Consider the following 8,224-nt stretch of genomic DNA (forward strand, 5'->3'; position numbering starts at 1 on the left):
GGAGAGACTTTGGAGTTCAATGAGTGGACCGAAGGTCGGCCAAGGGGGCACTAAGGGAGTGGGCGGTATGCAGGTGGCGATGGAAGCGGTAGCCAGGGCTTTTTCGAGCCATCGGTTCGAAGATGCCGTGCCCCAGCTGGACAACGACATCATCTGGGAGCTTGTGGGCGGTGAAGCCCTTACCGGAAAGCCCGCCGTTATGGACGTCTGCACATCCCTGGCACGGGATCTCAGGGGCGTCCAGACCACCTTCGACACGTTCAGGGTGATAGAGGCTTCATCGAGTGTGGTGGTGGACAGCGTCGCGAGCTATGTCTCAGGCGATGGCAGCGTCAGCCGGGTGGCGTCCTGCGACATCTATGACTTCGTGGACGGGCGGGTGGTCCGGATCCGTTCCTACAACGTGGAACTGGCCAGCACCATGTGAAAGCTTAGGGCGCGGCGTACCGGCCCACCCATTCCACCAACGGCCGCAGCTCATCCCACAACGCTCCAATTTCCTGCACTGCTTCCGGTGTCTCCAGCCAGGCAGGCTGTCCGAGGTTCACGCTTGCCGCTAGCGACTTTTGCTTCAGCAGCGCGCCCCGGGGATGGTCCCGGGGATACCCGCGCGGTACGGTTTTGAGCCGTTCTCCTTCCACCACAAAACCGGCAGCACTGACGGCATCCACAATGTGCCGGAGTGCTTCGCCCGTTCCTGACGCATCCACAGAGTTCCGGTATCTCGCCAGTTGCGCGGGCGTGTGGGAGTGGTAGCCTCCGCCCGCCAGGAGCCCGTCCGCGCTGATTTGGAGGTAGTAGCCCATCCCTTCCTGATTGGATGCAAAAGCACCCTGTGCAGTTTTGTAAGGCGACTTGTCCTGGGAGAAGCGGACGTCCCTGTTGGCCCGGAAAACCCGGCCGGGGCCAAAGCGGGGCTCCAGCTCCGCGAGGAGGAGCGTGAGCGGTTCCCGGACCAGCTCCTGGTACCTGTCCTTGTACTCCAGCCACCACTCGCGGTTGTTGTTGTCCTGAAGCTCTTTGTAGAACTCGAAGGCGCCGGCAGGTATGCCCTGGAAAGTTGTCATGCGTCGATCCTAGGGAGGGCTGCGAGTGGTGGCCACGGCTCGGGCGGCTATGTGGAAAGCACCGGATTTGTGGAAAAAGCCAAAAGACCACCCCGCCACGGAAACCGTGACGGGGTGGTCTTGAAAAAGCTCACCAGGCAGCTGGATCAGCCGATCTTGTTGGCAGCCTCTGCATCGGAGGACGGAGCCGACGCGACAGCAATGGCGCCGAGGTTGGCGCGCAGCTTGGCGCCGAGTTCGGCGTCAACGTTGGTCCAGTACTGGATGGCGCGCTCCTTGATGCCGGGGCTCTTGACGCCGCCCACGGCACCGGTGATGGTCTCCAGGAAGCGGGCCTTGCTGGCTTCGTCGTACACCTCGCGGTACAGCGTGCCGGCCTGGATGAAGTCGCTGTCCTCGGTGTGGAGGGAGTGCGCGGCAAGGGTCAGCTCGCCGTCGTTCTCCCAGCCGCCTGCCGGGTTCTGCGGCTCAACTGCAGCCGGTCCGCCCACCGAGTTGGGGGCGTAAACCGGGACGGACGGGGCGTTGAAGTGGTAACGCCCGGCGCCGTCCTGGCTGTAGTTGTTGACCTGGTTCTTCGGCTGGTTCACCGGGATCTGGGCGTGGTTGGTGCCCACGCGGTAGCGGTGCGCGTCAGCGTAGGAGAAGATGCGGGCCTGCAGCATCTTGTCCGGGGAAGCCGCAATGCCCGGCACGAAGTTCGATGGCGCGAAGGTGGCCTGCTCGATCTGCGCGAAGTAGTTCTCCGGGTTCCGGTTCAGCTCCATGGTGCCCACCTTGATCAGCGGGTAGTCGCCGTGCGGCCACACCTTGGTCAGGTCGAACGGGTTGAAGCGGTAGGTCTTGGCGTCCTCGTACGGCATGACCTGCACGTGCAGGTCCCAGGACGGGAAGTTCCCGGCTTCGATGTTTTCGGACAGGTCGCGGATGTAGAAGTCCGCGTCCGAGCCGGCCAGCTGCTCTGCCTGCTCGCTGCTCATGGAGTTCACGCCCTGGTTGGACTTGAAGTGGTACTTGACCCAGAAACGCTCGCCCTCGGCATTGATCCACTGGTAGGTGTGGGAGCCGTAGCCCTGCATCTCACGCCAGGAGGCGGGCAGGCCGCGGTCGCCCATGAGCCAGGTGACCTGGTGTGCGGATTCGGGGGACAGGGTCCAGAAGTCCCACTGCATGTCGGCGTCGCGCAGGTGGGTACCCGGAAGGCGCTTCTGGGAGTGGATGAAGTCCGGGAACTTGATGCCGTCGCGGATGAAGAACACCGGGGTGTTGTTGCCCACGAGGTCGTAGTTGCCCTCGGTGGTGTAGAACTTCACGGCGAAACCGCGGGGATCACGCCAGGTGTCCGGGGAGCCGTTTTCGCCGGCGACGGAGGAGAAGCGGATCAGCATCTCGGTTTCGGCGCCGGGCTGGAGGAAGGCTGCCTTCGTGTACTTGGACACGTCCTCGGTGGTCTTGAACGTACCGAATGCACCGCCGCCCTTGGCGTGCACTACGCGCTCCGGAACCCGCTCGCGGTTGAACTGGGCGAGCTTTTCCACCAGGTAGTGGTCAGTCAGGATGATCGCACCGTCGGCGCCAGTCGACTTCGAGTGGGCGTCGGACGTTACGGGTGCACCTGACTGGGTTGTTGAAATGGCAGTCATTGTTCTCCTATTTCTGTGTTTCTTGTGACAAACGATTGGAAGGAAGTTGTTGGGACTGCTGGCAGTCCTGGCAGATGCCCTGGTACATGACATCGGCGATCTGGATGGTCATCGGCTTGGCGTTCTCGTCCCAGTGCGGTGTGAGGCAGGGAGCGTGGCCCACTGCGCAGTCAACGTCCTCCACGCGGCCGCAGCTGATGCAGATGGCGTGGTGGTGGTTGTCGCCCACGCGGGTTTCGTAGAGCGCGGGTGAGTGCGGGGGTTCGAACCTGCGAAGCATGTGCAGGTCCGTCAGGTCTCCCAGCACCACGTATACGGACTGTGCCGTCAGTTCAGGGAGCTCAGCGCGGGCAGCAGAAAGGATGCTTTCGGCAGGGGAGTGCGGGTGGCGTTCGACGGCGGCGAGGACGGCCAGCCGCTGCTTTGTCACCCTGCGGCCATGGGCGCGCAGGGCGTTGGCCCAGGCCTCGTGGCCGTCGAAGTTCTCCGTCATGACACCATTCAAGCACTTATTATGAACATCTCACAATAAGGCTCAGCTAACCTTCCTCCCGGTGCGCAAAGAGGCCGGCGCAACCCGTATTCAGGGTGCGCCGGCCTCCTGGTGGAGCGGCTGTACTTTGCGCGTCGGAAACGACGGCGCGGCTAGCTGCGGAAGTTAACGAACTGCAGGTCGGCCTCGTCGAAGTCCTTCAGCAGCGCCATGGTGGCCTGCAGGTCATCGCGGGACTTGGACGTCACACGCAGTTCGTCGCCCTGGATCTGGGACTTCACGGACTTGGGGGCTTCGTCACGGATCAGCTTGTTGATCTTCTTCGCCAGGTCCTGGGCAATACCTTCCTTGATGGAAGCCTCAAGGCGGAACTCCTTGCCGGAGGCGTAGGGCTCCCCGGTGTCCAGCGACTTCAGGGAGATGCCGCGCCGGATCAGCTTCGACTGCAGCACATCCAGTACCGCCAGGACGCGCTCCTCAGAATTGGCCTTCATGAGGATCTTTTCGCCGCTGAAATCCACCTCAGCGCCTACACCCTTGAAGTCGTAGCGCTGGGCCAGTTCCTTCTGTGCCTGGTTAAGGGCGTTGGCCACTTCCTGCTTGTCCACTTTGCTTACGACGTCGAACGTTGACTCGCCTGCCATGACTCTCCTTGCGCTGGTGGGAGCCCCGTCGGCGGACGGGGCCTGGTGGGCTGGATTCAAGCGTAATACGGATGCTCCCGCTGAGGGGTGCGGTATTCACGGTTCCCTCCCAGCGCACGCCCCGGGGGAACGAAGGGGGCCCGGGCACAGTTGAAAGGGTTGGAAAGCTGCACGAAAGAAACACGATGCACCGCAAGGCCGCGCAATATGTCACACGAACCAGCTCGGCGGCGGCCGGCGCCGTGGCCACCGCAGCAACGTCCGTGGCGGCAGCGGCGGTGGCAGCCTCCATTATCTTCAGCCCTGTGGCGGACGCCGCCTCCCGGATGGAGGGTGTCAGAGAGGACCTTCTCCGCGCCGTCCAGCTGAACCAGATCACCGAGGAGCAGGCGGTGAAGTTCGAGGCCCGCCTGGCCGGGCGGATTCTGGGTGAAGCCTGACGCGTCCGGCCACCGCCATACCTCGAGGATGGACCCGCTAAATCCGCGCTATTTTTGGCCGCGGTGCGCCGATTCGATTCTTCGGCGGAAGTTCTGTAAAGTTGTCTTGCCCGCGGTTACTGGAAGCGGAACGGTCCGGAAACGGACGTTCCACGGACTGCAGCCGGGGGTGATCTTCTTTCGAAGTTCGGCAGATTACCCGAGCGGCCAAAGGGGGCTGACTGTAAATCAGCTGGCAACGCCTACGGGGGTTCGAATCCCTCATCTGCCACCCAAGGAAAGCCTCCGGAACCCCAGGTTCCGGAGGCTTTTTCGTGTCCCGCAGAGAGTCTGCATCCACGCCTTTACAACCAGCCGACCGCCGTCGACACGGGCCATCCCCGGGCGTAGGCTGACAGCATCGGCGCATGCGCCCGATGCCCTGCGTCGATTAGGAAATCGATAAAGGAGGACCAATGAGTGCCGTACGTGAATTCATGACGACGGACGCACAGTGTATTAAGGAAAACCAGACCCTCGCCGACGCCGCCCGCATGATGCTGGATCTGGACTGCGGGTCGCTGCCGATCTGCGGTGACGACGGCAAGCTGAGGGGCATGATCACCGACCGGGACATCGTGCTCAAGTGCGTAGCCGCCGGGCGCGATCCCCGCGAAATGATGGCCCGTGACCTGGCCACTGGCCGGCCCTACTGGGTGGATGCCGACGCGAATGTTGATGCCGCCATCGAAATGATGGAAAAGTACCAGGTCCGGCGGCTTCCGGTTATCGCGGACCACAAGTTGGTGGGCATCATCAGCCAGGGAGACATCGCCCGCAACTACTCCGAACAGCGTGTGGGTGAGCTCGTGGAGCACATCTCGGAGCGCAAACGGATGAACGCCTAGCCCTGCTTCCCTGAGGGAATGTCCCGCAGAACCAACGCCACAGAGTTCGCTTCGTGGCGTTACTTTATGTCCATGCATGCGCCCCTGCCGCAGCCCAGACAAGCAACAGCCGCGGAAAGGCCCGGACGTCGGCCCAGTTTCAACCCGGCTAGTTCACCCCGGCTAGTTCAGTGCGATCAGGAGCATCTGGCTGGTCCCCGGAATGCAGGTCTGCAGGATGGCCCGCGGGAAACCACCGAACACTGCGATGACGTCATTGGTGGTTCCCGGGTTGGGTACCTGGCCCCTCGCGGTTGCTGTGTAGGTTCCGTAGCCCGGGATCTCTACCGTCTCACCCACCCCAATTCCGGAGAAGCGCCCCCAGCCCCCGCAGAAGTCGTGTTCGGTGATGAAAAGCGAGTAGCCGTCGTTCGGGGTGTAGTGGATGGGGCCGATGCAGGCGTCCACCATGGATTGCCCGCCGGCGCCGACCACGTAAATGGTTCGGATTGCCGGAGCAGCCGGAACCACCGGAACAGGAGCAACGGGTGCCGGCGCCACGGCCAGTGCCGGAGCGCTGGCCACGGCGGCTGCCCCCTCGGGTGTTGCAGGGGCTGGACCGGAAAGAATCAACGTCTGATCTGGCGGCTCAGGGGCTGGCGCGGGGGCGACAGCGGGCGGAACAGGAGGTGGCGCCTGCGCTTCCATTGCAGGGGGCACCGCCGCAGGTGCGGCCGCGGGCACGGCCGGCTGCTCCTGCCCGTCGCCGGAAGAGGTCCCGGAGGAATCGCCTTCGGCCGCAGCCTGGCCAGCCGCGTCAACGCGGGCGGCCGGTTCCGGCGTCCCGGCAACGGGGGCAGCCGCCGGCGAGTCCTGCAGCAGTGACGTGGCCGGGGCAGCGAGCGCACCGACTCCCACCGCCGCCACTACGGCGGCAGCGGCCATCCCGGCCCACAGCCTGTTCATGACGGTGGGCGGGGCAGCCGTCACGCCGGAGCGGAAAGCGTTTGTGGCGAAACTGCGTCCTGGTGGTTCGGAGGTTTGAAACTTCGGCTGGTTCATGGGATAGCCCATCGGGGTTCGGTCCAGCCAGGCAGCTGCAGGCGCACGAAGCGAAGGCGGGACGGAGCGCGTGTGATGCGCCGGGGCGGTCCCCTTCCAGGCTGGCCGCCGTCGGCACAAGATGGAGTGTCCGCATACCCAGAAAATACGGAAGCTCCGCGAGGAGGCACTGCCATCCGGAAGCCACCCGGGGAACAGGCCAGCACATGTTCGGTCCTAGGATTCCCGAGTCTAGGAAGTGCGCATCCTGCGGGCACCAGTAGGAATTACCCGAATATCCTTGCCGGGTACTCGGGCGTTCAGCCCCGGATACTCAGTCTGATTCCGCCCACTTACCGGGCATCAGCCTGTGCTAGCGGCTGGGCTGGTCCTTCAGCGCAGCGACTTCCCGGCGAAGCGCAGCCAGTTCCGCCACGAGTTCTGCCAGCTCCGCCCGGACCGGCGCCTCAGCATCGGCCACGGCCTCAGCAGTGTCCTCCACACGCTGGACCAGCCAGGACGCGATGGAGGCCGTCACCACACCCAGGACGGCAATTCCGCTCATCATGAGGGCGGCTGCGACCATCCGCCCAATCGGTGTCACGGGGTACATGTCCCCGTAGCCCACGGTGGTGATGGTGGTCATGGCCCACCACAACGCGTCTCCAAAGGTAGTGATCCTGGCATCCGGGACAGACTGTTCCACGTCAAGGACGGCGAGTGCGCCCACAAACACCAGCATCGCCGCAGACCCTGCCACATACGTGACCACGCGTCCCCGCAGCGTGTCCCCGAGCGTGCGGTGCAATACGGACAGCAGCGTCACCAGCCGGAGCAGGCGCAGCGGCCGGAAGAACGGCAGCACCACAATAAGCAGTTCATGCAGGTTCCGGAGAAACCAGCTGCCCCGGTCATCCGCCAGCCACAGGTTAACTAAGTAGTCCACGGCAAAGATACCCCAGGTCGCCCACATGACAGCCTCAAGCCAGAAGGCGCTACTGCCTTCGATGCGGCCCAGCACCTGCCATGCATACGCCGCCAGGAAGATGAGCGCCGTCACCGTGAGCGGCCAGTCCGCGAGGTCCCGGTAGCGATGTTGGGTCATGCAGGAAATCCTACGTGGGTCGGGCCGGGCGTCTTCGTGCTTGATCCCGCCCGATATTACCCGTAGGTAACATGGTCGAATGCACCTGCTTCTGCGAACCCTCCTGCTGCTTTTCACCTCTTCCCGGCGCCCGCCGCTGACGGTTTGGGACAGTTCCTCGCTGCCGCTCAGGGTGCTGCCCACCGACATCGACATTGCACTGCACGTCAACAACGGAATGTATCTTTCCCTGCTGGACCTGGGCCGGTTTGACCTGATGGAGCGAAGCGGAGTGTGGAAGCGGATGCGCCGCCGCGGGTGGGGCCCGGTGGTGGCGGCAGAAACCATCGCCTTCCGGAAGTCCCTTAAGCTGTGGCAGCAGTACACCATCGAAACACGCATCATCGGCCTGGACGCCAAGGCCATCTACTTCGAGCAGCGCATGGTAGCCGACGGTGAGATCTACGCCCGTGCCCACATCGCCACCCGCCTGGTCCACAAGGGCAGGCCGGTCAGCCAGGAGGAGATCCTGCGGGAGTTCGGCGGCCCGCCGTCGGACCTGGTGCTTCCGGATTGGGTACACGAGTGGCGCGCTTCCAGCGCACTGCCGGGAAGCCGGAGGCCTGCGCCGCACGTTTGGGGCTAGGGCGTGTCTCCTAAAGCTGTCAGCCAGATGCTGATCGCTCGGAGGACTGCTCCACCCCGGTAGGTGAGGGCGAGTTTGTCGTAGCGGGTGGCCAGAGCCCGCCACTGCTTGAAGGTGTTGAAGTTGCGTTCGACGACGTTGCGGCCTTTGTAGTCCTCTTTGTCGAAGGCCGGGGGCCGGCCGCCGGTGGATCCCCGTCGTTCCCGATGACCAATCTGGTCTGATGGTTGCGGGATGACAGCGACGATATTGCGGTCGCGAAGGTGGGTCCGGATGGCTCTGGATGAGTATGCCTTGTCA

11 protein-coding genes and 1 tRNA gene are annotated in these 8,224 nt (G+C 63.8%); 5 read left to right on the forward strand and 7 right to left on the reverse strand.

Annotation, left to right across the window (positions count from 1 at the left end):
- Positions 1 to 67: 67 nt before the first annotated feature.
- Positions 68 to 427 (forward strand): nuclear transport factor 2 family protein, encoded by a 360-nt coding sequence (locus tag AC5RTE_RS12555; RefSeq protein ID WP_494041754.1) that lies wholly within the window; start codon positions 68 to 70, stop codon positions 425 to 427.
- Between the two features lie 4 nt (positions 428 to 431).
- Here the strand turns inward: AC5RTE_RS12555 and AC5RTE_RS12560 are convergent, their stop codons facing one another.
- From AC5RTE_RS12560 to AC5RTE_RS12575, 4 genes are all read right to left on the reverse strand, one after another.
- On the reverse strand, positions 432 to 1,067 hold the full coding sequence (locus tag AC5RTE_RS12560; protein ID WP_494041724.1) for a DUF2461 domain-containing protein: 636 nt from the start codon (positions 1,065 to 1,067) through the stop codon (positions 432 to 434).
- 146 nt (positions 1,068 to 1,213) lie between these two features.
- Positions 1,214 to 2,710, reverse strand: coding sequence for a catalase (locus tag AC5RTE_RS12565; protein ID WP_494041725.1), 1,497 nt, complete (start codon positions 2,708 to 2,710; stop codon positions 1,214 to 1,216).
- A gap of 7 nt (positions 2,711 to 2,717) precedes the next feature.
- The gene (locus AC5RTE_RS12570) at positions 2,718 to 3,203 is read right to left on the reverse strand and encodes a Fur family transcriptional regulator (protein WP_494041726.1); all 486 of its coding nucleotides are present in this window, start codon (positions 3,201 to 3,203) and stop codon (positions 2,718 to 2,720) included.
- A 152-nt stretch (positions 3,204 to 3,355) separates the two neighbouring features.
- Complete coding sequence (locus AC5RTE_RS12575; protein ID WP_050054209.1) at positions 3,356 to 3,847, reverse strand: YajQ family cyclic di-GMP-binding protein; 492 nt, start codon at positions 3,845 to 3,847, stop codon at positions 3,356 to 3,358.
- A 185-nt stretch (positions 3,848 to 4,032) separates the two neighbouring features.
- Between AC5RTE_RS12575 and AC5RTE_RS12580 the strand changes: the two genes are divergently transcribed.
- The 3 genes from AC5RTE_RS12580 (at position 4,033) to AC5RTE_RS12590 (ending at position 5,174) form a co-directional block, all read left to right on the forward strand.
- Positions 4,033 to 4,287, forward strand: a complete 255-nt coding sequence (locus tag AC5RTE_RS12580) for a hypothetical protein (protein ID WP_494041727.1) — start codon at positions 4,033 to 4,035, stop codon at positions 4,285 to 4,287.
- Positions 4,288 to 4,476: 189 nt separating this feature from the next.
- A tRNA-Tyr gene (locus AC5RTE_RS12585) sits at positions 4,477 to 4,558 on the forward strand.
- A gap of 184 nt (positions 4,559 to 4,742) precedes the next feature.
- Complete coding sequence (locus AC5RTE_RS12590) at positions 4,743 to 5,174, forward strand: CBS domain-containing protein (protein WP_494041728.1); 432 nt, start codon at positions 4,743 to 4,745, stop codon at positions 5,172 to 5,174.
- Between the two features lie 162 nt (positions 5,175 to 5,336).
- Here AC5RTE_RS12590 and AC5RTE_RS12595 read toward each other — a convergent pair whose 3' ends face one another.
- A complete protein-coding gene (locus AC5RTE_RS12595; protein WP_494041729.1) occupies positions 5,337 to 6,215 on the reverse strand; it encodes a LysM peptidoglycan-binding domain-containing protein in 879 nt (292 codons plus the stop codon).
- A 352-nt stretch (positions 6,216 to 6,567) separates the two neighbouring features.
- Positions 6,568 to 7,299: a potassium channel family protein gene (locus AC5RTE_RS12600; RefSeq protein ID WP_494041730.1), complete on the reverse strand. Its 732-nt coding sequence runs from the start codon at positions 7,297 to 7,299 to the stop codon at positions 6,568 to 6,570.
- 79 nt (positions 7,300 to 7,378) lie between these two features.
- Here AC5RTE_RS12600 and AC5RTE_RS12605 point away from each other — a divergent pair, with 79 nt between their 5' ends.
- Complete coding sequence (locus tag AC5RTE_RS12605; protein ID WP_494041731.1) at positions 7,379 to 7,924, forward strand: acyl-CoA thioesterase; 546 nt, start codon at positions 7,379 to 7,381, stop codon at positions 7,922 to 7,924.
- Here AC5RTE_RS12605 and AC5RTE_RS12610 read toward each other — a convergent pair.
- Positions 7,921 to 8,224: transposase (locus tag AC5RTE_RS12610; protein WP_494041732.1), on the reverse strand; the 304-nt coding region annotated here is incomplete at its 5' end. The genes AC5RTE_RS12605 and AC5RTE_RS12610 overlap by 4 nt on opposite strands.

The sequence above is a fragment of the Arthrobacter sp. K41 genome (genome assembly GCF_059089645.1).